The sequence below is a fragment of the Pseudomonas sp. TE31087 genome (genome assembly GCF_057284075.1).
The window spans coordinates 5,107,303-5,129,308 of sequence record NZ_JBXVNN010000001.1; the positions used below are offsets into that span (position 1 = coordinate 5,107,303).

19 protein-coding genes and 3 pseudogenes are annotated in these 22,006 nt (G+C 64.3%); 11 read left to right on the forward strand and 11 right to left on the reverse strand.

Features of this window, described 5'->3' with window-relative positions; genetic code table 11:
• Window positions 1-19 precede the first annotated feature (19 nt).
• The gene (locus tag ACZ899_RS23050; RefSeq protein WP_203650449.1) at window positions 20-625 is read right to left on the reverse strand and encodes a CDP-alcohol phosphatidyltransferase family protein; all 606 of its coding nucleotides are present in this window, start codon (window positions 623-625) and stop codon (window positions 20-22) included.
• Between the two features lie 518 nt (window positions 626-1,143).
• Between ACZ899_RS23050 and ACZ899_RS23055 the strand changes: the two genes are divergently transcribed.
• The gene (locus tag ACZ899_RS23055; RefSeq protein ID WP_234562707.1) at window positions 1,144-1,551 is read left to right on the forward strand and encodes a type II toxin-antitoxin system HicB family antitoxin; all 408 of its coding nucleotides are present in this window, start codon (window positions 1,144-1,146) and stop codon (window positions 1,549-1,551) included.
• A gap of 21 nt (window positions 1,552-1,572) precedes the next feature.
• Here ACZ899_RS23055 and ACZ899_RS23060 read toward each other — a convergent pair whose 3' ends face one another.
• On the reverse strand, window positions 1,573-2,460 hold the full coding sequence (locus ACZ899_RS23060) for a LysR substrate-binding domain-containing protein (RefSeq protein WP_234562708.1): 888 nt from the start codon (window positions 2,458-2,460) through the stop codon (window positions 1,573-1,575).
• 77 nt (window positions 2,461-2,537) lie between these two features.
• Here ACZ899_RS23060 and ACZ899_RS23065 point away from each other — a divergent pair, with 77 nt between their 5' ends.
• Window positions 2,538-3,302, forward strand: coding sequence for a sulfite exporter TauE/SafE family protein (locus ACZ899_RS23065; protein WP_232855745.1), 765 nt, complete (start codon window positions 2,538-2,540; stop codon window positions 3,300-3,302).
• Here ACZ899_RS23065 and ACZ899_RS23070 read toward each other — a convergent pair.
• Window positions 3,292-3,606 carry a putative quinol monooxygenase gene (locus tag ACZ899_RS23070; RefSeq protein WP_232855744.1) on the reverse strand — a complete coding sequence of 105 codons (315 nt, stop codon included), beginning with the start codon at window positions 3,604-3,606 and terminating at the stop codon, window positions 3,292-3,294. The genes ACZ899_RS23065 and ACZ899_RS23070 overlap by 11 nt on opposite strands.
• A gap of 160 nt (window positions 3,607-3,766) precedes the next feature.
• On the opposite strand from ACZ899_RS23070, the gene mdaB reads away from it, so the two are divergent.
• From mdaB to ggt, 3 genes and pseudogenes are all read left to right on the forward strand, one after another.
• A complete protein-coding gene (gene mdaB / locus ACZ899_RS23075) occupies window positions 3,767-4,354 on the forward strand; it encodes an NADPH:quinone oxidoreductase MdaB (RefSeq protein WP_203650465.1) in 588 nt (195 codons plus the stop codon).
• Between the two features lie 196 nt (window positions 4,355-4,550).
• Window positions 4,551-5,447 (forward strand): LysR family transcriptional regulator, encoded by an 897-nt coding sequence (locus ACZ899_RS23080; protein WP_203650468.1) that lies wholly within the window; start codon window positions 4,551-4,553, stop codon window positions 5,445-5,447.
• 118 nt (window positions 5,448-5,565) lie between these two features.
• Window positions 5,566-7,234 (forward strand): annotated as a pseudogene (ggt, locus tag ACZ899_RS23085) (gamma-glutamyltransferase).
• Window positions 7,235-7,313: 79 nt separating this feature from the next.
• On the opposite strand, the gene ACZ899_RS23090 reads toward ggt, so the two are convergent.
• The 3 genes and pseudogenes from ACZ899_RS23090 to ypfJ form a co-directional block, all read right to left on the reverse strand.
• Complete coding sequence (locus tag ACZ899_RS23090; protein WP_371877790.1) at window positions 7,314-8,177, reverse strand: methyl-accepting chemotaxis protein; 864 nt, start codon at window positions 8,175-8,177, stop codon at window positions 7,314-7,316.
• A 39-nt stretch (window positions 8,178-8,216) separates the two neighbouring features.
• A pseudogene (locus tag ACZ899_RS23095) lies at window positions 8,217-9,098 on the reverse strand (methyl-accepting chemotaxis protein); the annotation flags it as partial.
• Window positions 9,099-9,460: 362 nt separating this feature from the next.
• Window positions 9,461-10,345, reverse strand: coding sequence for a KPN_02809 family neutral zinc metallopeptidase (gene ypfJ, locus ACZ899_RS23100; protein ID WP_232855741.1), 885 nt, complete (start codon window positions 10,343-10,345; stop codon window positions 9,461-9,463).
• A gap of 200 nt (window positions 10,346-10,545) precedes the next feature.
• On the opposite strand from ypfJ, the pseudogene pcaH reads away from it, so the two are divergent.
• Window positions 10,546-11,267: pseudogene (gene pcaH / locus ACZ899_RS23105) on the forward strand (protocatechuate 3,4-dioxygenase subunit beta).
• Between the two features lie 11 nt (window positions 11,268-11,278).
• Window positions 11,279-11,884 (forward strand): protocatechuate 3,4-dioxygenase subunit alpha, encoded by a 606-nt coding sequence (pcaG, locus tag ACZ899_RS23110; RefSeq protein ID WP_234561956.1) that lies wholly within the window; start codon window positions 11,279-11,281, stop codon window positions 11,882-11,884.
• 169 nt (window positions 11,885-12,053) lie between these two features.
• On the opposite strand, the gene trmA is transcribed toward pcaG, so the two are convergent.
• The 3 genes from trmA to ACZ899_RS23125 form a co-directional block, all read right to left on the reverse strand.
• Window positions 12,054-13,139 (reverse strand): tRNA (uridine(54)-C5)-methyltransferase TrmA, encoded by a 1,086-nt coding sequence (gene trmA, locus ACZ899_RS23115; protein WP_234561958.1) that lies wholly within the window; start codon window positions 13,137-13,139, stop codon window positions 12,054-12,056.
• Window positions 13,136-14,431, reverse strand: a complete 1,296-nt coding sequence (locus ACZ899_RS23120; RefSeq protein WP_203650481.1) for an NCS2 family permease — start codon at window positions 14,429-14,431, stop codon at window positions 13,136-13,138. The genes trmA and ACZ899_RS23120 overlap by 4 nt, the downstream gene beginning before the upstream one ends.
• Before the next feature lie 413 nt (window positions 14,432-14,844).
• Window positions 14,845-16,065, reverse strand: a complete 1,221-nt coding sequence (locus ACZ899_RS23125) for an MFS transporter (protein ID WP_234561959.1) — start codon at window positions 16,063-16,065, stop codon at window positions 14,845-14,847.
• A 343-nt stretch (window positions 16,066-16,408) separates the two neighbouring features.
• Here ACZ899_RS23125 and ACZ899_RS23130 point away from each other — a divergent pair, with 343 nt between their 5' ends.
• The 3 genes from ACZ899_RS23130 to ACZ899_RS23140 are packed head-to-tail and all read left to right on the forward strand — an operon-like array spanning window position 16,409 to window position 19,007.
• Window positions 16,409-17,845, forward strand: a complete 1,437-nt coding sequence (locus ACZ899_RS23130) for a cytochrome ubiquinol oxidase subunit I (RefSeq protein ID WP_110739371.1) — start codon at window positions 16,409-16,411, stop codon at window positions 17,843-17,845.
• 1 nt (window position 17,846) lies between these two features.
• Window positions 17,847-18,854 (forward strand): cytochrome d ubiquinol oxidase subunit II, encoded by a 1,008-nt coding sequence (cydB, locus tag ACZ899_RS23135; protein ID WP_110739372.1) that lies wholly within the window; start codon window positions 17,847-17,849, stop codon window positions 18,852-18,854.
• Window positions 18,855-18,866: 12 nt separating this feature from the next.
• A complete protein-coding gene (locus tag ACZ899_RS23140; RefSeq protein WP_036986195.1) occupies window positions 18,867-19,007 on the forward strand; it encodes a DUF2474 domain-containing protein in 141 nt (46 codons plus the stop codon).
• A 91-nt stretch (window positions 19,008-19,098) separates the two neighbouring features.
• On the opposite strand, the gene ACZ899_RS23145 is transcribed toward ACZ899_RS23140, so the two are convergent.
• On the reverse strand, window positions 19,099-20,223 hold the full coding sequence (locus ACZ899_RS23145; protein ID WP_234561981.1) for a methyltransferase: 1,125 nt from the start codon (window positions 20,221-20,223) through the stop codon (window positions 19,099-19,101).
• Between the two features lie 78 nt (window positions 20,224-20,301).
• On the reverse strand, window positions 20,302-21,006 hold the full coding sequence (locus ACZ899_RS23150; RefSeq protein WP_234561961.1) for an autoinducer binding domain-containing protein: 705 nt from the start codon (window positions 21,004-21,006) through the stop codon (window positions 20,302-20,304).
• Between the two features lie 216 nt (window positions 21,007-21,222).
• Here ACZ899_RS23150 and ACZ899_RS23155 point away from each other — a divergent pair, with 216 nt between their 5' ends.
• Window positions 21,223-21,999, forward strand: coding sequence for a ferredoxin--NADP reductase (locus tag ACZ899_RS23155; RefSeq protein ID WP_232855737.1), 777 nt, complete (start codon window positions 21,223-21,225; stop codon window positions 21,997-21,999).
• The last annotated feature ends 7 nt before the right edge of the window (window positions 22,000-22,006 follow it).

Here is a 22,006-nt window from a genome sequence, read left to right on the forward strand (position 1 = left end):
TTGTCCGGCAGCGAGGGGCTCAGCGGGTTTCGGCCAGGCCGTGGCGAACCCGGTTGTAGAGGGTATAGAGCGAGAGCAGCAGGATGACCAGCAGCAGGCCGTTGATCCAGGTCGCGGCCAGCAGCCCGAACCCCACGCCGGTGCCCAGCACGCCGAAGGCAAAGGCTCGGTCGCTCTTGCCCATCGGCCCGTCGTAGCGGCGCGATGCGCCGGCCAGCGGGCCCATCACTCCGGCGTACTCGCTGATCACGGCGAACACCACCACCAGCACTACCAGCGTCGGCGAAACGCCTGGCAGCAGGGCGAAGGGCAAGTAGAGGGCGGAGTCGGCGATCACGTCGCACAGTTCATTGAGGTAGGCGCCGAGTTTGGACTGCTGGCCGAACTCCCGGGCGAGCATGCCGTCGACCGCGTTCAGCGCCATGCGCAGCAGCATCCACACCGGGATCAGCAGGAACAGCCAGGTGACCTGGGGCAGCCAGGCCAGCAACAGGCCCAGCAGGACGGAAACCGCAGCGGCGGTGACCGTGACCTGGTTGGCGGTGATGCCGCGATCGAACAGGCGCTGGACGGCAGGGCGCAGCAACGCCTGGAAGCGGGGTTTGAGCTGGTAGATCGATGGCACGGTGAATTCCCTGTCGTGGTGCGGCATGGACGCGATTGTGGGGAATCAGGCCCAGGGGCGGCAAGGGGGGCGTAGCGGAGTTGTGAGGAGAGCGAGGTAATCGAGGTGGCCTTTGTCGGCGTTGATCGCGGGGCAAGCCCGCTCCCACACTGTTCCCCGCGAAGGCAGGGTAGTGCAATAGGCAGGGCAATTTCCTAAGGAACAACACGCAACCCATTGATTTGGCTTGGCCCTGTGGGAGCGGGTTTACCCGCGAAGAATCCAGCGCGGTGTATGGCCCCGGCTTCGCCGGGCGATCTCCTACAGACTTGGCGCAATTGTTGTAGGAGCGGGCTTGCCCCGCGAGGGGCCGCACAGCGAGTTTAGGTACTCGGCTGTAGTTCATTTCCGAAACTTGTTTCACTGCCGCCTGGCACATTGCGAGGGTGCGGCTGAACGTTCTAGTTTCGCGGTTCACCGACCGGAAACGCTGCCCGGCAGATGCCCAACCATGGCAGCTCGACAAAACGAGAGAGCCGATGAACCTACTTGTTGTCCTGCACAAGTCCCGTGAGACCTATTACGGTGTCACCATCCCCGATGTACCTGGCTGTTTTTCCGCAGGCGCCACGGTCCCCCAGGCACTGGAGAACGTTCAGGAGGCGCTGGCGCTGCATTATGAAGGGCTGGTGGCCGATGGCGCGCCCCTGCCACAGGTGCAGGAAATGGATGCGCATGTGGACAATCCAGAGTATGTAGGCGGCCTCTGGGCGTTGGTGGACTTCGACGCAACGCCGTACCTGGGGACGGCGGTACGTTTTAGTGCGACGTTGCCCAGGAACTTGTTGCAACGTATCGACGATAAGGTGAAGCAGGATAATCGCTACGCTTCACGCTCGGCATTTCTGGCTTCGGCGGCGCTGCGCGAACTGGCTGTGGTGTACTGAGCCTGCGCGGCCCGGTCAGATTCAGACACGCTCGGCCAAGCGATCGACCAGCACGGCGGCGTACCCCGGCAATGCGCTGAAATCCCGCGAGCAGAGGAGCAAATGGCGATTGGCCCAGTCCTCTCGCAGGGCAACCCAACGCAGCGGCAGGACGCCTGCCCAGCGCCGAACCGAGGCCAGTGGTACCACTGCCACGCCGGCCCCACCCGAGACCATGCGGATCACCCCATCGAACCCTTCCGCACGAACCCGCACCTGCATGCGCCTTCCCTGGCGTAGCGCCTGTTCCTCAAGGTGTAACGCGAGGGCGCTGTTGGTGCCAAGCCCCACATGCCCATGGTCCAGACTCGCGTTGAAACCTGCCTCATCATGGGCGTCCAGCGGATGTCCCTGGGGCATCACCAGCACCAGCGGATCATCGCGAAACGGCCGTGTCTGCAGATGCTCGCAAGGCGCGGCGCTGGAAATGATGCCCAGGTCCGCCATGCCCTGGGTGATCGCCTGGACGATGCCAAGGCTCGGCAACTCCTGGATATCTACACTCACGCCCGGGTGCTCGACCAGATAGCTGGCCAGCAACTCCGGCAGGTACTCGGTCAGTGCAGCCGTGTTGCACAGCAGGCGTACCTGTCCTTGCAGGCCTTGGGCGTACTGTCCCAGGTCGTATTGCAGGCGTTCCAATTGCCGGGCAATCAGCCGCGCATGCTGCAGGAGCGCCTGGCCGGCAGGTGTGGGCTGTACACCGCGGCGATTGCGGGTGAGCAGGGGGATGCCCAACGAAGCTTCCATGGCGCGAATGCGGGCACTGGCCGCTGGCAGCGACAGGTGACTGCGTCGGGCACCTTCGGTGATGTTGCCGCTCTCGAGGGTATGCTGGAACAGCTTGAGATCGATCAGGTCGAAATGCATCTGCCTCTGTCCTGGAAAGAGTCTGCCTGAGTATATGGCAGATTTTCAGCGCGCCGGCCGCACGGCAGGATGACGCCATGAATACCTTCCTGGCGTTTTATCAGAGTATCGGGCCTGCAATTTCACTGCTGGTGATCATGACCTTCTTCCTGGCTGGCGCGGTCAAGGGGGTGATCGGCCTGGGGCTGCCTACCATTGCCATGGGCTTGCTGGGCCTGGCTATGTCTCCGGCGCAGGCAGCGGCGCTGCTGATCGTGCCGTCGACCGTGACCAACCTGTGGCAGCTGGCGGCAGGCGGTCACTTGCTGGCGCTGCTGCGGCGCCTGGGAGGGATGTTGTCGATGATCTTCATCGGCACCCTGTTGGGCAGCGCCTGGTCAGGTATCGACAGTGGCCCGTGGGCAGCCCATGGCTTGGGCGCTGCGTTGCTGATCTATGCCCTTTACGGCCTGGCCGGCCCGGGCTTGCGGGTGGCGCCTGGGCGGGAGCGTTGGCTGGGCCCCGCCTGCGGGTTGCTGACGGGCGTGGTGACGGCGGCCACCGGGGTGTTCGTGATGCCCGCAGTGCCCTATTTGCAAGGTCTTGGCCTGAGCCGTGAGGAGATGGTCCAGGCATTGGGGCTGTCATTCACCGTCTCGACCCTGGCGCTGGCGGTTGGCCTGGCCGGTCAGGATGCCTTGGGTGGCCAGGCCTTGGGTGCTTCGTTGCTGATGCTGGCGCCCGCCTTGCTGGGCATGTTCGCCGGTCAGTGGCTGCGCGGGCGGATCAGCGCAGCGCTGTTCAAGCGCTGCTTCTTCATCGGCCTGGCGCTGCTGGGCACGCACCTGTTGATCAACGGTTAGCGGACGAAGCGCTGAGCATGTCGATCATCTGGATATCAAAGTCGCGCTCCAGGTAATCCATGCGCTTTTCGAAGAACGCGGCCATATGCGGCAGCGCCGAGTGCACGTCCAGGGCCGTCTTGCTGGCCCAGACCTCGAAGAACACGAACAGGCTCGGGTCTTCCTTGTCGCGCAGCATGTGGTACTCGATGCAGCCCGGCTCCTGGCGGCTGGGCTCGACGTAGGGACGGAACAACTGCTCGAAGGATTCGGCCTGTTCCGGGCGGGTCTTGGCTTTGAGGATGAAGGCGTATTGCTCGCTCATGGCAGATCTCGGTGAGTGAAGAGGGTGAGCAGATTCTAAATCAACAATATGTTTGCCATTCGTGATTAACAGGCAAATGTATTTTGCCCTGAACCCGCTGTTTCCCCGCCCCGTGAGTGCCTAACCTGCCGGCAACTTCACTTACAGGGCTGACCCTCCCATGAAAAAGATCCTCCTGCTCAACGGTGGCAAACGCTTCGCCCACTCCGACGGCCGCCTCAACCAGACCTTGCACGATGCCGCGCTGGCTCACCTGGACCGTGCCGGTTTCGATGTGCGGGAAACTTTCATCGACGGTGGCTACGACGTCCAGGCCGAGGTGGAGAAATTCCTCTGGGCCGACGTGGTGATCTACCAGATGCCCGGTTGGTGGATGGGCGCGCCCTGGACGGTGAAGAAATACATCGACGAGGTGTTCACCGCCGGGCACGGCAGCCTGTACGCCAACGATGGCCGCACCCGCTCCGACGCCTCGCAGAAGTACGGCAGCGGTGGCCTGGTCCAGGGCAAGCAGTACATGCTGTCGCTGACCTGGAACGCGCCGCAGCAGGCGTTCGACGATCCGAGCGATTTCTTCGAGGGCAAGGGCGTGGATGCGGTGTACTTCCCGTTCCACAAGGCCAACCAGTTCCTCGGCATGAGCGGGTTGCCGACCTTCCTCGCCGTCGATGTGATGAAGCGGCCGGATGTGCCGGCGGCGCTGGCGGCGTACGAGCAGCACCTGGATGAGGTGTTCGGCAAGGCCTGATCGCTCGCCTCTGTAGGAGCGGCCTTGTGCCGCGAAAGGGCCGCAGTGCGGCCCCAGGTTTTCGTATACCTGACAACTTCAATGGCGCAGCGTAGCCCTTTCGCGGCACAAGGCCGCTCCTACACGGGGCAAGTTGCTTGCACGTACGTTGATCAACAGCTATCAATCACGGCATTCTCCAATCAGGTCCTTTCGTGTGAAAACTCGCTCCGAAGAACTCCAGGTCTTCGTCGCCGTCATCGACAGCGGCTCGATCTCCGCCGCCGCCGAGCAGATCGGCCAGACCCCATCGGCCGTCAGCCGCACCCTGTCGCGGCTGGAGGGCAAGCTGGGCACCACCTTGGTCAACCGCACCACCCGGCGCATGGACCTGACCGAGGAAGGGCGCTTCTTCCTCGAACGCGCACGGTTGATCCTCGAGCAGATGGACGACATGGAAGAGCGCCTGTCGATGAACCGCCAGACCCCGTCCGGGCGCCTGCGCATCAACGCTGCCGCGCCGTTCATGCTGCACGCGATCCTGCCGTGGATCGGTGAGTTCCGTCGGCAATACCCCGGCATCGAGCTGGAACTGAACACCGACGACCTGATCATCGACCTGCTGGAGCAGAGCACCGACGTGGCCATTCGCATCGGCGAGCTGTCCGACTCCAGCCTGCATGCCCGCTCGCTGGGCTGCAGCCCGGTGCAGGTACTCGCCAGCCCCGATTACCTGGCGCGGCACGGTACGCCGCAGAAGGTCGAGGATCTCGACCAGCATTGCCTGCTCGGTTTCAGCTCCCTGGAATCGCTCAACCGCTGGCCATTGCGCCACGCCCAGGGCGACCATTGGGCGATCCGCCCGCAGCTGCTCGCCTCCAGTGGCGAAACCCTGCGCCAGCTGGCCATCGCCGGTGAAGGCATCGTCAGCCTGTCGCACTTCATGACCCACGAGGATATCCGCGCCGGCCGCCTGCAGGTACTGCTCGGCGAGCACAACAACGGCTATCGCCAGCCGATCCACGCGGTCTACTACCGCAACACCCAGCTGGCCCTGCGCATCCAGTGCTTCCTCGATTTCATCCAGAAAAAGCTGGCCGCCTACGCCTGCTGAGTTGCCTGAACGCGACAGTGTCTGCCCATCGGCGGCGCGATCCTGCAATGGTGTTTGCTTAGTCGGAGGGCTTCGGCCTTAATGACTGATCAACAAAAACAACACCAAGGAAGTGCGCATGCGTATCGTCATGTTCCAGCCGCTGGCCCTCGGGGTCGCGATCCTGAGCTGTTCCTCCGCCTTTGCCGTGACGCTGGAAGGCGGCGCGGTGGCCGCGCCTGATCAATATGGCGCACAGGTGGCCGCGCGACATCCTCAAGAAGGGCGGCAACGCGGTGGACGCCGCCGTCGCCACCGCCTTCACCCTGGCCGTGACCTACCCCGAGGCCGGCAACATCGGCGGCGGTGGTTTCATGACCCTGTTCGTCGACGGCAAGCCCTACTTCCTCGACTACCGCGAAGTGGCGCCCAAGGCCGCGACCAAGACCATGTACCTGGACGACAAGGGCGAGGTGATCGAGAACCTCAGCCTGGTCGGCGTACGCGCCGCCGGCGTGCCGGGCACGGTGATGGGGCTGTGGGAGGCGCACCAGAAGTTCGGCAAGCTCAAGTGGAGCGAGTTGCTGACGCCGGCCATCGGCTACGCGCAGAACGGCTTCAAGATCGCCCAGAAGCAGTACCAGTACCGTGACGACGCCCAGGGTCTGTTCAAGACCGCCACCAACTTCAACGACTACTTCGGCCACATGAAGGTCGGCGAGCTGTTCAAGCAGCCGGAACTGGCGCAGACCCTGGAGCGCATCGCCGACAAGGGCGTCAGCGAGTTCTACCAGGGCAAGACCGCCGACCTGCTGGTGGCGCAGATGCAGGCCGACAAGGGCCTGATCACCAAGGATGACCTCAAGGACTACAAGGCCGTGTGGCGCGACCCGATCGCCATTGGCTGGCGCGGCAACGTGGTCTACACCGCGCCGCCGCCAAGCTCCGGCGGCGTCGCCCTGGCCCAGCTGCTGGGCATCAAGGAAGACCGCGCCGCGGACTTCAAGGGCGTCGAGCACAATTCGGCCAAGTACATTCACCTGCTGGCCGAGATCGAGAAACGCGTGTTCGCCGACCGTGCCGATTACCTCGGTGACCCGGCCTTCACCAAGGTCCCGGTCGACCAGCTGGTGGCCAAGGACTACCTGGCCAAGCGCGCCGCCCAGGTCAACCCGAACGCGATCTCCGAGACCGACAAGGTCAAGCCAGGGCTGGAACCGCACCAGACCACGCACTTCTCCATCGTCGACAAGCAGGGTAACGCGGTGAGCAACACCTACACCCTCAACCTCGACTACGGCAGTGGCGTGGTGGTCAAGGGCGCGGGCTTCCTGCTCAACGACGAGATGGACGACTTCAGCGCCAAGCCGGGGGCGGCCAATGCCTTTGGCGTGGTCGGCGGCGACGCCAATGCCATCGCGCCGGGCAAGCGCATGCTCTCGTCGATGAGCCCGAGCCTGGTGACCCGCGATGGCAAGGTGGCGCTGGTGCTGGGCACGCCGGGCGGTTCGCGGATCTTCACCTCGATCTTCCAGGTGATGAACAACCTGTATGACTACGGCATGCCGCTGGAGAAGGCGGTGGCGGCGCAGCGTGTGCATCACCAGTTGCTGCCCAAGGACACGATCTACTTCGACAGCTATGCGCCGCTCACCGGCAAGGTGGCGGACGATCTGAAGAAGATGGGCTACGTGCTGGAAGACCAGGGCTGGGAGATGGGCGATATCCAGGCGATCCGGGTCACCGGGGAGAAGCTGGAGACCGCTTCCGATCCGCGTGGGCGTGGGGTGGGGATGATCGTCAAATAAGGCTGGGGTGAAATGATCGCGGGGCCAGCCCGCTCCCACGACCGGTGGGAGCGGGCTGGCCCCGCGATGCGTTACAGGGTCAGACGCGGAACTGGCTGACCAAGGTCTGCAGGTGACCACCCAGGCGCGCCAGCTCGACGCTGGAGGCGGCGGTCTCGTCGCTGGCCGCGGCGGTCTGCTCCGACACGTCGCGCACGTTGAGGATGCTGCGGCTGATCTCTTCGGCCACGGCGCTCTGCTGCTCGGCGGCGGCGGCGATCTGCTGGTTCATCGACTGGATGTTCGACACCGTGCGGGTGATGCTCTCCAGCGAACCACCGGCCTTGCGTGCCAGCTCGACGCTGCTGTCGGTCAGGCTGCGGCTGCCGTTCATCACTTCGGCGACCTGCTGGGTGCCGTGCTGCAGGCTGGCGATCAGGCCTTCGATCTCTTCGGTGGACTGCTGGGTGCGCTGGGCCAGGCCGCGGACCTCGTCGGCCACCACGGCGAAGCCACGGCCGGCCTCGCCGGCACGGGCCGCCTCGATGGCGGCGTTGAGCGCCAGCAGGTTGGTCTGCTCGGCCACCGACTTGATCACATCCATGACGCTGCCGATCTTCTGGCTTTCCTGCTGCAGCAGGGTCATCGCCTCGGTGGAGCGGTGCACTTCGTGGGCCAGGCGTTCGATCTGGCTGATGGCTTCACCCACCACCTTGTCGCCGACCCGGGCTTCGTCGTCGGCGTTGGTTGCCGCGTGGGAGGCCTGCTCGGCGTTACGCGCGACTTCCTGGACGGTGGCGGCCATCTCGTGCATGGCGGTGGCCACCTGGTCGGTCTCGACCTTCTGGCTGTTGGCGCCGGCGCTGGTCTGTTCGGTCACCGCCGACAGCTCCTCGGCGGCGCTGGCGATCTGGGTGACGCCGTCGCGGATGCCGGTGATCAGGTCGCGCAGGGTGGTGCCCATGCGGGCGATGCCCTGCTGCAGGGCGCCCAGTTCGTCGCGGCGGGTGACGCGCAGTTCCTGGGTGAGGTCGCCGCTGGCGATGCGGTTGACCACGTCCATGGTCTCGCGCAGCGGGCGGGTGATCTGGCGGGTGATGATGAACGCGGCGAGCACGCCGACCAGCAGCGCCAGGAGGGTGGCGGTAGTCTGCAGGCTGCGGGCCTGGACGCTTTCGGCGTCACGGCGCTCGATCTGGATCTTGTACAGCTCGTCGCTGCGCTTGACGATGTCGGCGCCCTGCACGGTCATTTCGGCGCGGGCCACGCCGATGGCGGCGGTGGCGTCGCGGAACTGGCGCACGGCGTCGCGGTAGGCCAGCACGGCGTTTTCGAACTGCTGGATGCGCGAGGCTTCGCCCGGCAGTTGGCGCTTGAGGCTGTCGATTTCGCTCAGGGCGTTTTCCAGCTGGCGCAGGGCGGCCTGCTCGGCTTCGTTGGTCAGGTCGGCGATGTAGCTGCGCACGTCCAGGCGAACCTGCACCAGTTGCTGCTTGGCCTTGCTGATGACCAGGTATTGCGCCAGGCGGCTGGCATCGCCTTCGGAACTGGACAGCACGGCGTTGCTGATGGCCTCGATCGCCTCATTGGCACGGCCGGCGGCCTGGTTCATCGACTCGCGGGCGGCGAGGGTGGTCTTGTAGCCCTGGCGCATCTTTTCCAGCGAGACGCGATATTCGCTGATGCTCTGGCCCTGCTCGCGCAGCAGCTTGACGTTTTCCGGGCTCTTGAAGGAGTTGACCAGGTGCTGCTGCTGGCTGCCGAAGGCGTCGAGCTTGGCCTGGACATTGGCCGCCGAGGCGTCGTCGCCGTTGGTCAGCATCCACTGCAGGCGGGCCACGCGCAGGTTGGTCAGGTCACTGTTGAGCTGGGTGATGTCGCTCATCCAGTTGCTGCGGTCGATGAGGCTGCCCAGGCTGTTCCAGCCGGTCAGGGCCAGCAGGCCGGTCAGGACCAGGACCAGGCCGAAGCCCAGGCCGAGTTTGAGGTTGACGCTGATATTGGCGAACCAACTGTTCATGCACGCTCTCCCAGAGAATGATTTCGCTCACTTGATCTCAAAAGCTGGGCGTTGTTGTTGTCAGATAGCCCGCAGATTTGTGTAGGACTTATCGGCAAACAGGGGAGAAGCTGAAACGCTTTTTCAGCAAATTTGTAACTTGTTGAATACGTTTGTGTTTTTGATGTGGTCAATCGCGGGTACACCCGCCATGCGCACCTGTAGGCGCGCACTGGGGGATCGCGATCTCAAAGGCTACGTGCGCTGAAGGTGTCGCACTGGTTCACGTCGCCACTGGAAAACCCAGCCTTGAACCAACGCTCGCGCTGTTGCGAGGTGCCATGGGTGAACGAGTCGGGCACCACCCGCCCTTGCCCCTGCTGTTGCAGGCGATCATCACCGATGGCATTGGCGGCGTTCAGCGCCTCTTGCACATCACCCGGCTCCAGCCAGTTCAGGCGTTTCTGCGCCTGGTAGGCCCACACGCCGGCCAGGCAGTCGGCCTGCAGTTCCTGGCGCACCAGCAGGCCGTTGTCACCTTCCATGCGTTGGCCATTGCGGCGCGCGGCGTCGACCTTGGCCGAGACGCCGAGCAGGGTCTGCACGTGGTGGCCGATTTCGTGGGCGATCACGTAGGCCTGGGCGAAGTCGCCGGCGGCCTTGAAGCGGGTTTCCATTTCCCGGAAGAACGTCATGTCCAGGTACACGCGCTGGTCGCCGGGGCAGTAGAACGGCCCGACCGCCGCCGAGGCGAAGCCGCAGGCGGAGTTGACCTGGCCACTGAACAGCACCAGCTGGGGATCGCGGTACTGCTTGCCCGCCTGGGCAAAGAGTGCCTTCCAGGTGTCCTCGGTGTCGCCGAGGATCGAGGCGACGAACTCGGCCTGCTCGTCGTTGGCCGGCGGCGCCTTGCTGCCGACGTTGGCCGGAGCGGTCTGCTGCTGCTCCATCTGCCCGGCCAACTGGCCGAGGATCTGCAGCGGGTCCTGACCGGTGAGCCAGCCGATGCCAACGATCAACAGGATGGCGCCGAGCCCGAGGCCCTTGCCGCCGCCGAAGCGCATGCCGCCGCCACCCCCTTCGCCGCGGGCATCGACCACGTTGTCGCTGCGTCGACCTTTTCGCCATTCCATATGGAGCTCTCCGGTTTGTGAAACATGAAGTCTAAAGATTAGTTCAGCGCTGCCCAGGGCGTCGCCCTGGTCGCTGATGCATAACCAAATGGTTATGTCTAAGACCGCTGAATTCAATATTCATCCCGACTGGCCTGCCGGAAACTGCAAGTCCGCCTGCCACGCCCAGGCGTTCGACAATTCCAAGAGAGGAAACCGGCATGCCCGCCCAGGACACCAGCCGCTTCGTGATCCGTGATCGCAACTGGCACCCCAAGGCCGTCACCCCCGACTACAAGACCTCGGTGGCGCGCTCGCCGCGCCAGGCGTTGGTCAGCATCCCGCAGTCGATCAGCGAAAGTACCGGCCCGGACTTTTCCCATCTGCGCTTCGGTGAGCACGACCACGACCTGCTGCTCAACTTCAACCAGGGCGGCCTGCCGATTGGCGAGCGCATCATCGTCGCCGGCCGTGTTGTCGACCAGTACGGCAAGCCGGTGCCCAATACCCTGGTCGAGATGTGGCAGGCCAACGCCGGCGGTCGCTACCGGCACAAGAACGACCGCTACCTGGCCCCGCTGGACCCGAACTTTGGCGGCGTTGGTCGTTGCCTGACCGACCGCGACGGCTACTACAGCTTCCGCACCATCAAGCCCGGTCCGTACCCGTGGCGCAACGGCCCCAACGACTGGCGCCCGGCGCATATCCACTTCTCCATCAGCGGGCCGTCGATCGCCACCAAGCTGATCACCCAGCTGTACTTCGAGGGCGATCCACTGATTCCGCTGTGCCCGATCGTCAAGTCGATCGCCAATCCTGAGGCGGTCCAGCGGCTGATCGCCAGGCTCGACATGGGCCATGCCAACCCCACTTGGATTGCCTGGCCTACCGCTTCGACATCGTCCTGCGCGGCCAGCGCCAGACCCACTTCGAAAATCGCTGAGGAGGCCCGTCATGCCTATCGAACTGCTGCCGGAAACCCCTTCGCAGACCGCCGGCCCCTACGTGCACATCGGCCTGGCCCTGGAGGCGGCGGGCAACCCGACCCGCGACCAGGAAATCTGGAACCGCCTGGCCCGGCCCGATGCGCCGGGCGAACATATCCTCTTGCTCGGCCAGGTGTACGACGGCAACGGCCACCTGGTGCGCGATTCGTTCCTGGAAATCTGGCAAGCCGATGCCAATGGCCAATATCAGGATGAATTCAACCTGGAGAACGCTTTCAACAGCTTCGGCCGCACCGCGACCACCTTCGATGTCGGTGAATGGACGCTGCACACGGTCAAGCCGGGGGTGGTGAACAACGCCGCGGGCGTGCCGATGGCGCCGCACATCAACATCAGCCTGTTTGCCCGGGGGATCAATATCCACCTGCATACCCGGCTGTACTTCGATGACGAGGGCGAGGCGAACGCCCGGTGCCCGGTGCTCAACCTGATCGAGCAGCCGCAGCGGCGCGAGACGCTGATCGCCAGACGTTGTGAGGTAGAGGGAAAGACGGCGTATCGGTTCGATATCCGTATCCAGGGGGAAGGGGAGACGGTGTTCTTCGATTTCTGAAGGCGTTTACGCGATCCCTGTAGGAGCGGCCTTGTGCCGCGAAAGGGCCGCAGAGCGGCCCCGGTGATTGATGTGTAAACGCTGGAATCCAGGGGTCGCTACGCGACCCTTTCGCGGCACAAGGCCGCTCCTACACACACAGCGTGCAGGAGCCTGCCCTGCGAGCGTTTCAGCGCCGAACCAGCAGGACGCCGCTTTCCATATGGTGGGTATACGGGAACTGGTCGAACAGCGCGCAGCGTTCGATACGGTGGGTATCGTGCAGCTGGGCGATGTTCTGCGCCAGGGTCTCTGGGTTGCACGAGATATACAGGATGCGCTCGAAGCGGCGGGTCAGCTCGCAGGTGTCCGGGTCCATGCCGGCGCGTGGCGGGTCGACGAACACGGTGCCGAAGTCGTAGCTTTTCAGGTCGATGCCTTCCAGGCGGCGGAACGGGCGGACCTCGTTCAGCGCCTGGGTCAGCTCTTCGGCCGACAGGCGTACCAGGCGCACGTTGTCCACGCCGTTCTCGTCGAGGTTGTGCAACGCGGCATTGACCGAGGTCTTGCTGATCTCGGTGGCCAGCACCTTGCGCGCGCGGGTGGCCAGCGGCAGGGTGAAGTTGCCGTTGCCGCAGTACAGCTCCAGCAGGTCGTCCTGGCGCTCGCCCATGGCCTCGAAGGCCCAGCCGAGCATCTTCTGGTTCACCGCGCCATTGGGCTGGGTGAAGGCACCTTCGGGCTGGCGATAGCTGAAGGTGCGCCCGGCGATGTCGAGCTTCTCCACCGCATAGTCGCGGCCGATCACCACGCGCTTGCCCTTGGAACGACCGATCACGCTGACGTTCAGGTCGCTGGCCAGTTGTTGCGCGGCGGTTTCCCAGGCGTCGTCCAGCGGACGGTGGTAGCACAGGGTGACCATCGCATCGCCGGCCAGGGTGGTGAGGAACTCGACCTGGAACAGGCGATTGTCGAGCGCCTCGTTGCCCTGCCAGGCGGCCTTCAGGCGTGGCATCAGTTCATTGATGCGCTCGCTGGCGATGGGGAAATCGTCGATCAGGATCGCCTTGTGCTTATCGCCCGGGGCAAACATTGCGTAATGGCGCTGCCCGCCTTCGCGCCACAGGCGGAACTCGGCGCGCAGGCGATAGTGCTCGCGAGGCGAGTCGAACAGCGCCGGCTCCGGCGCGCCGAACGGTGCCAGCAGCTCGCGCAGGCGGTCGGCCTTGGCCGCCAGCTGCGCATCGTATTGGGAAGGATCCAGGACAGCACTCATGCGGGGAACCAGCCCAGCTTGATGACGAACAGGATCGACAGGATCACCAGCGCCGGGTTCAGGTCGCGGTGACGACCGGAGATCAGCTTGATGGCGGTCCAGGCGATGAAGCCGAAGGCGATGCCGTTGGCAATCGAATAGGTCAGCGGCATGGCCAGGGCGGTCACCACCACCGGCGCGGCTTCGGTGACATCGTCCCAGTTGATCTCGGCCAGGCCCGAGGCCATCAGCACGGCGACGAACAGCAGCGCTGGCGCGGTGGCGAAGGCTGGCACGCTGCCGGCCAGCGGGGCGAAGAACAGCGCCAGCAGGAACAGCACGGCGACCACGATGGCGGTCAGGCCGGTGCGCCCGCCCGCGCTCACGCCCGCCGCCGACTCGATGTAGCTGGTGGTGGTCGAGGTGCCCAGCAGGGAACCGGCCATGGCGGCGGTACTGTCGGCGATCAGGGCGCGGCCCATCTTCGGCATGTGGCCGTCCTTGCCCATCAGGCCGGCGCGCTTGGCCACGCCGATCAGGGTGCCGGAGTTATCGAACAGGTCGACGAACAGGAAGGCGAAGATTACGCTGATCAGGCCGACGTCGAGGGCGCCGGCGATGTCCAGTTGCAGGAAGGTCGGGGCCAGTGACGGCGGCATCGACACCACGCCATTGAACGGAGTGACGCCCATCGCGATCGAGGCCACGGTCACCGCCAGGATACCGATCAGCACCGCGCCGCGGACCTTCAGCGACTCGAGGGCGACAATCAGGAAGAAGCCGAGGATGGCGAGGATCGGCGCCGGCTTGCTGAGGTCGCCCAGGCCCACCAGAGTGGCCGGGTTATCGACGACGATACCTGCGTTATGCAGGGCGATCAGTGCCAGGAACAGGCCGATGCCGGCAGCGATGGCCGAGCGCAGCGGCAGCGGGATGCTGTTCACGATCCACTCGCGGATGCGGAAGATCGACAGCAGGAAGAACAGCACGGCGGAAATGAATACCGCGCCCAGCGCCACCTGCCAGGTGTGGCCCATGTGCAGGACCACGGTGTAGGTGAAGAAGGCGTTCAGGCCCATGCCCGGCGCCAGGGCGATCGGGTAGTTGGCGATGATGCCCATGGTCACCGAACCGATGGCCGCGGCCAGGCACGTGGCGACGAACAGCGCGCCCTTGTCCATGCCGGTCTCGCCGAGGATGCTCGGGTTGACGAACAGGATGTAGGCCATGGCCAGGAAGGTGGTGACGCCCGCGAGAATCTCGGTGCGCACATTGGTGTCGTGTGCTTTTAGTTGAAACAGCCTTTCCAGCATGCCTGCTCCCCGGGCGCCCTCGCGCCGTGAATGTATCGACCCCAACAGCAAAGCACAGACCGTACCGGATACCGTGGTTTTATGTGGGGCGGAAAAAAGCCGCGCATCATACCAGCATGGATGGCGGGGGCCTATGGCCATTGGGGAGAGGGTTTTCTCCAGCCTGTGTCGGCCCTTTCGCGGGCAAGCCCGCTCCCACAGGTATTTCACAGGGCCTGAGGGCGGCGCGATCCCTGTGGAAGCGGGTTTATCGGACCGCCGCACCGCCGCGAAGCAGGCGACGCGGTGCCTGGCACTGGCTATGCCGGTGTTCGCGGCTGAAGCCGCTCCCACAGTGACCGTGCAGCCCTCAAGCCACGCGCCACGCCTGTGGGAGCGGGTTTACCCGCGGAGAGGCCGGCACAGGCAACCGATCAGCTGTTGTGCATCCGGTCCCGATGGGTCAGCGTCGGGAACAGCTTCATCCACACCCCGGTCACCACCAGCGTGCCCACGCCACCGAGCACCACCGCCGGCACTGTGCCAAACCAGTGCGCGGTAACGCCCGACTCGAACTCGCCGAGCTGGTTCGAGGCACCGATGAACAGCCCGTTCACCGCGCTCACCCGGCCGCGCATCTCGTCCGGCGTCTCCAACTGCACGAAAGCGCTGCGGATGACCATGCTGATCATGTCCGCCGCGCCCAGCACCACCAGCACTGCTAGGGAGAACCAGAACGAAGTGGACAGGCCGAAGGCGATGGTCGCGACGCCAAATATGCCCACTGCGGTGAACATGGTCAGACCCACCTTGCGTTCCACCGGGAAACGCGCCAGCCACAGCGACATCAACAATGCACCGACGGCGGGCGCCGAGCGCAACAGACCCAGGCCCCAGGCGCCGGTGAGCAGGATGTCCTTGGCGAACACCGGCAGCAGGGCGGTGGCACCGCCCAGCAGCACGGCGAACAGGTCCAGCGAGATCGCGCCGAGGATATCCGGACGGCTGCGGATGAAGCGGATCCCGGCCAGCAGCGAGTCGAGGTTGGCCCTGCCTGGCTGCGGCTGCTGCCGACGGGCATCGAGGCTCAGGGTCAAAAGGCAGGCGATGAGATAGAGGACTACGGTCGGACCGTAAACCCAGGTGCTGCCGAAGGCGTAGAGCAGGCCGCCCACCGCCGGGGCGACGATGGTCGCCGCCTGGGACGCCGAAGCAGAGGCCGCCACCGCGCGCGGGAACAGCCCGGGGGGTACCACGTTGGGCAGCAGGGCCTGGGTCGCCGGCATCTCGAAGGAGCGGGCGGCACCTAGCAGGAAGGCCAGCACGAAGATCAGCTCTCGGCTGACGTTGTCGGTAAAACTGCCCACGGCCAGCGCCAGGGCGATCAGCGCCTGCAGGGTCTGGCACAGGGCGGCGACCTTGCGCCGGTCGTAGCGGTCGGCGACATGCCCGGTGTGCAGCATGAACAGCACCCGCGGGGCGAACTCGACCAGCCCGACCAGGCCCAGGTCGAGGACATTGCCGGTCAGTTGGTAGAGATGCCAGCCGATGGCCACGGTGAGCATCTGGAAGCCGCTGGCGGTGAACACGCGGGCCAGCCAGAAGGCGAGGAACGGGCGGTGATGGCGCAGCAATTTCGGGGCGGAATCGGACATCGGGGAGCCTGCGACCTCGGTACCAGAGGGGGCTGAAGAGTAACATCTGTTTGTAACAAATAGTTGCTGAAAGCCGCGTGGATCAACTTTTCACACGCAAAAAAAGAGGGTGAGGCAACCGGTCACGCGGCAATCAACCACACATCCGGATGGGTCATTCGGGACTATGCTTCCATTCAGTCGTTGACCTGGATCAATCGTTCCAGATGCAACGATCTTGGCCCTCGGGCCGGAATCCCCGCGATCGAACAGAACAATTCCAACGCGCCGCACTCGATACCCGTGGGGGCAGTGGGCGACAGGCCATGAGCCCGGTCGCCGGATTACCTGAAGAGGAAGCACCATGTTCGGATTGGAAGCCCTAGAGCTCGCCCGAATCCAGTTTGCCTTTACCGTGTCCTTTCACATCCTGTTCCCGGCCATCACCATTGGCCTGGCGAGCTACCTGGCGGTCCTCGAAGGCCTTTGGCTGAAGACCGGCGACAATACCTACCGTGACCTCTACCACTTCTGGTCGAAGATCTTCGCCGTCAACTTCGGCATGGGCGTGGTCTCGGGCCTGGTCATGGCCTACCAGTTCGGCACCAACTGGAGCCAGTTCTCCGACTTTGCCGGGTCCATCACCGGTCCATTACTGACTTACGAGGTCTTGACCGCCTTCTTCCTCGAGGCCGGTTTCCTCGGCGTCATGCTGTTCGGCTGGAACCGTGTCGGGCGTGGCCTGCACTTCTTCGCCACGTGCATGGTGGCGCTCGGCACGCTGGTGTCGACGTTCTGGATCCTCGCCTCCAACAGCTGGATGCAGACGCCCCAGGGCTACGAGATCGTCAATGGCCAGGTGATCCCGGTGGACTGGTTCGCGGTGATCTTCAACCCGTCCTTCCCCTACCGGCTGATGCACATGGCCACCGCGGCCTTCGTCGCCACCGCGTTCTTCGTCGGCGCCTCGGCGGCCTGGCACCTGCTGCGCGGGCGCGACAACCCGGCGGTGCGCAAGATGCTGTCGATGGCCATGTGGATGGCGCTGATCGTCGCGCCGGTACAGGCGGTGATCGGTGACTTCCATGGCTTGAACACCCTCAAGCACCAGCCGGTGAAGATCGCCGCCATCGAAGGCCACTGGGAGAACAAGCCCGGCGAGCCGACCCCGCTGATCCTGTTCGGCATTCCCGACATGCAGGCCGAGACCACGCGCTTCAAGATCGAGATCCCGGCGCTCGGCAGCCTGATCCTCACCCACAGCCTGGACAAGCAGGTCCCGGCGATGAAGGACTTCCCGCCCGAGGATCGACCCAATTCGACCATCGTGTTCTGGTCGTTCCGGATCATGGTCGGGCTGGGCATGCTGATGATCTTCGTCGGCCTGTGGAGCCTGTGGCTGCGCAAGCGCGGCACGCTGTACAGCTCGCGTCCGTTCCTCTACCTGACCTTGTGGATGGGCCCGTCCGGGTTGATCGCCATCCTCGCCGGCTGGTTCACCACCGAGGTCGGTCGCCAGCCCTGGGTGGTCTATGGGCTGATGCGCACCGCCGATGGGGTGTCCAACCATAGCTACGCGCAACTTGGTTTCACCCTGGTGATGTTCGTGGTGGTCTACTTCGCCCTGTTCGGCACCGGCATCGGCTACATGATGCGCCTGGTGCGCAAAGGGCCTAAGACCGGCGAAGGCGAGGAGCACACCCCGGGTGGCCCTGGCCAGAAACGCACGCCGGCGCGGCCACTGTCCGCCGCCGATGAAGGCCATGAGGCCGACTCCGCCAGCCTGAGCAAGGGGAACTGAGATGGGTATCGATCTTCCGCTGATCTGGGCCGTGATCATCATCTTCGGCGTCATGATGTACGTGGTGATGGATGGTTTCGACCTGGGAATCGGCATGCTCTTCCCCTTCGTCAAGGACGAGCGTGACCGCGATGTGATGATGAACACCGTCGCCCCGGTATGGGACGGCAACGAAACCTGGCTGGTGCTGGGCGGCGCGGCGCTGTTCGGCGCCTTCCCGCTGGCCTACTCGGTGGTGCTGGAGGCGCTGTACCTGCCGTTGATCCTGATGCTGGTGGGCCTGATCTTCCGTGGCGTGGCCTTCGAGTTCCGTTTCAAGGCCCGGGCCAACAAGCGGCACATCTGGGACAAGGCGTTCATCTGGGGCTCGCTGGTGGCGACCTTCTTCCAGGGCGTGGCCCTGGGCGCGTTCATCGAGGGCTTCAAGGTGGTCGACCGCAAGTTCGTCGGCGGCACCCTGGACTGGCTGACGCCGTTCACGCTGTTCTCCGGCCTGGGCCTGATCGTCGCCTACACCCTGCTGGGCTGCACCTGGCTGATCATGAAGACCGAAGGGCCGCTGCAGAAGCAGATGCATGACATCGCTCGGCCACTGGCGCTGGTGCTGCTGGCGGTCATCGGCGTGGTCAGCCTGTGGACGCCGATCGCCTATCCGCAGATCGCCGAACGCTGGTTCAGCATGCCCAACCTGGTCTGGTTCATGCCGGTGCCGATCCTGGTGCTGGTGACCTTCTACGGCCTGCTGCGGGCGGTGGCGCGCAATGCCCACTACACGCCGTTCCTGCTGACCCTGGTGCTGATCTTCCTGGGCTACAGCGGGCTGGGTATCAGCCTGTGGCCGAACATCATCCCGCCGTCGATCAGCATCTGGGACGCCGCGGCGCCACCGCAGAGCCAGGGCTTCATGCTGGTGGGCACGCTGTTCATCCTGCCGTTCATCCTTGGCTACACCTACTGGAGCTACTACGTGTTCCGCGGCAAGGTGACCCATGAAGATGGCTATCACTAGGAGCGTATCGTGATGAACGTCGAAGAGAAAAAGCCGCTGTGGCAACGCCTGGGTTGGCTGGTGCTGATCTGGGGGCTGAGCGTGGCGGCGCTTGGGGTGGTGGCTTATGGCATGCGCATGTTCATGAGTGCGGCAGGCCTGAGTACCCACTAGGTTGTGAGGGCTGCGGTGCAGCCCGATCGCGGGACAAGCCCGCTCCTACAGAACCAGTAGGGGCGGGCTTTTCTCGTTTTCTATCGGGTGTTTATTTACGGGCTTTCAACACCACGAACTTCGGCGTCGCAGCCACCTGCTCGACCCCTCGGAACAATCGCGCCAGCTTGCTGTGGTAGCCCAGGTGGCGGTTGCCGACGATGTACAGCGCGCCACCGACCTCCAGCGCCTCCCGGGCCTGCTGGAACATGCGCCAGGCGAGGAAGTCGCCGACCACCTGCTGCTGGTGGAACGGCGGGTTGCACAGCACCACGTCCAGCGATTGTTTCTCCTGACCGGCCAGGCCATCCGCGGCCCTGATTGTCACTTCGCGTTCACCCAGCGCCGCCTGCCAGTTTTCCCGCGCCGACTGCACCGCCATGTACGACTCGTCGACCAGGGTGAACTGCGCATCCGGGTTGGCCAGGGCGCAGGCGATCGCCAGCACGCCATTGCCACAACCGAGATCGGCGACACGGGCATGGCCCAGGTCGCGTGGCAGGTGTGGCAGGAAAGCGCGGGTGCCGATGTCCAGGCCTTCGCGGCAGAACACGTTGGCGTGATTGACCAGCTCCAGGGCCGGGCTGTCCAGGCGGTAGCGGCTGGGGTAGGGCGAGCGTGCGGTCGGGCGTTCGCCGACGGTGGTAATCAGCAGGCGGGCCTTCTTCTGCGCCAGCGAAGCCTGGACCGGGCCGATGTACTTCTCCATCAGGTCGCCGGCGGCGCGGGGCAGGTGCTTGATCATGGCCCCGGCGATCACCTGGGCGCCGGGCGCCAACTGGCCCTGCAGGCGGATCAGCTGTTCCTCGAGCAGGGCCAGGGTCTTGGGCACGCGCACCAGCACGCGATCGAACGGGCCCTGGAAGGTCTCGCTGGCCGGGATGAAGGGCACGCTGTCGAATGGCTTGCCGTTACCCGCCAGGTTCTTCTCCAGGGCCAGGTGCGCCAGGTGCGAGTCGCCACTGCTGCTCACCTGCACATGCCCCGCGAGGCTCGCGGCCAGGGCGCCGAAGCTGTCGTTGAGCACCAGCACCTTGCAGCTCGCCTGCGGCGCCTGGGCCGCCAGGTGCTCCAGCAGGTACTGGTCGGCGGCATCGAAGGCCAGCAACGGGTCGTTGGCCTGGGCCGGCTGGCGGATCAGGTCGAGGTCGGCGAAGGGGCTGTTGAACAGGGGCATGGCGTACGACTCAAGGTGGTGCTGGTCATCGCGGGGCGCGATGGACATGAGGTACGCGATTCTACAGATTCCGAGCCTTTACCTGGGACTGATCTGCTTGGCTTCGACGAGCTTGGCGACCGCCGCTGTCTTGTTGGGAGCATTGGTCTTGTCGATGGCGCTGCGGATATGAAAGTTCACTGTGCTGGTCGATAAGCGCAGGATCTTGGCAATATCCTCGGCAATCTTGCCTTTGGCGCACCAGTCCATCACCTCCAGTTCCCGCACGCTGAGCCCGTAGAGATGGGTCAGGTGATATTCACTGAGCAACGTGTGCAAGGTGTTGCATAGCCACATCGTTGCAGCGCACTTTTCGTAATGTTCGTCTTCGTCGATGGTGCGGGAGCGCCGGGACACGCTCAAGTGGCTTTCGTTATGCCGCAGGTCATGCGTTGACTGGGTCCAGCCGTAGGTCAGCCCGTGCGCATGGGCTTCCTCGCGCAGCTGTGGTACGTCGCGGAAGAGATCGTCGCTCCAGACAAAAGGCAGCTCGCCGAGGTGGCACTTTAATATTGTCGGATCCATACTGATGAAATTCTCGTTCTGGTAACGATCATTCCAGCTTTTGGGATAGTTGTTGTAGAGAATCACCTGCGGAACCTTTGCACAGGTATGCAGATGCAGCGTCAAACCCAGATACTCCATGTCGAGCTTCTGTATCAGGTCTACGGCGCATGCGAAAATCTGTTTGGGCTCGCGCTCGTCCAGCAGTTGCTGGAGATCTTCAGTCTTCCAGTGTGGCATCGATGAAGCTCCCTTCTGCTTCTCGCTGGATCCAATGTAGGAAACGCACGAAGCGAAGTGTAGGAAATCTCCTAACTCTGTGCTGGGTTTTTTTGTTATAGCTGTCACGCTTCCTTAGCTGATTGTGAGCAGGCCCAGACGATACCTTACAAACCGACGGTGTTTATCTCCGCTGCTTTGCGCGACACTACGCGCATCTGTTCCATGGAGTCCGTCATGACCGCCAGCGCCGACAAATTTACCCGCCAGACCCTGCTCGACGTCCAGCCCCTGACGCCCAACCTGTTTTCCCTGCGTGTCACTCGCGATGCCGGTTTCCGTTTCCGCGCCGGGCAGTTCGCTCGCCTTGGGGTGAGCAAGGCCGATGGCAGCGTCGCCTGGCGCGCCTATTCCATGGTCAGCGCACCCCATGACGAGTTCCTCGACTTCTTCTCCATCGTGGTGCCGGGAGGCGAGTTCACCAGCGAGCTGAGCCGCCTGGGCGAGGGCGACACCCTGCTGATCGACCGCCAGGCCTTCGGCTACCTGACCCTCGACCGTTTCGTCGGTGGTCGCGACCTGTGGCTGTTGGCCACCGGCACCGGCATTGCGCCGTTCATGTCGATCCTGCAGGACTTCGAAGCCTGGGAGCGCTTCGACAACATCAAGCTGGTCTACTCGGTGCGCGAGGCGAAGGAACTGGCGTATGTGGATGAGATCGCCGCGCTGGAGCAGCGCGACTACCTGGCGGAGTTCGCGGGCAAGCTGCAGTTCATTCCGGTGGTGACCCGAGAGCCGCATCCGGGTGCGTTGAATGCGCGAATCACCACGCTGATCGAGAACGGTGAGCTGGAAAAGGCGGCGGGGCTGGCGCTGTCGCCGGAGCATTCTCGGATCATGCTGTGCGGCAACCCGCAGATGATCGACGAGACGCGCAAGGTGCTCAAGGCGCGTGACCTGCAGTTGAGCCTGAGCAAGCGGCCGGGGCAGGTGGCGGTGGAGAACTACTGGTAAGGCACAA